At 60.6% G+C, this 287-nt stretch carries 1 protein-coding gene; it reads right to left on the bottom strand.

Annotated features, from left to right (window positions below):
- On the bottom strand, nucleotides 1–287 hold a 287-nt coding region (locus SB771_RS34060), incomplete at both ends, for an IS66 family transposase (RefSeq protein WP_410721924.1).

The raw sequence follows: 287 nt of genomic DNA, 5'->3' as shown, positions 1-287 counted from the left end.
CCAGGTAGGCACGCGGGTTGATCCCGTTGAGCTTGCACGTGCCGATCAAGCTATACATCGCGGCGGCCCGCTCGCCCCCGCTGTCGGAGCCGACGAACAGATAATTTTTGCGTCCGAGCGCGACACAGCGCAAGGCGTTTTCGGCAAGCACGTTGCTTATCTCGGCCCAACCGTCCTCACAGTAGAACGTGAGGGCTGCCCAGTGGTTCAGCGAGTAGTTGATCGCCTTGGCGAGCGCGGACTTCGTCGACAGCGTCGTGAGTTTTGCCCTGATCGTCGTTTCGAAC

Origin of the sequence: Burkholderia sp. SIMBA_051, from assembly GCF_046534915.1 — a bacterium.
GTDB classification, from domain to species: Bacteria; Pseudomonadota; Gammaproteobacteria; order Burkholderiales; family Burkholderiaceae; genus Burkholderia; species Burkholderia ambifaria.
Note: the sequence above shows the minus strand (reverse complement) of the source record. Positions and strands in the feature narration are given on the sequence as shown.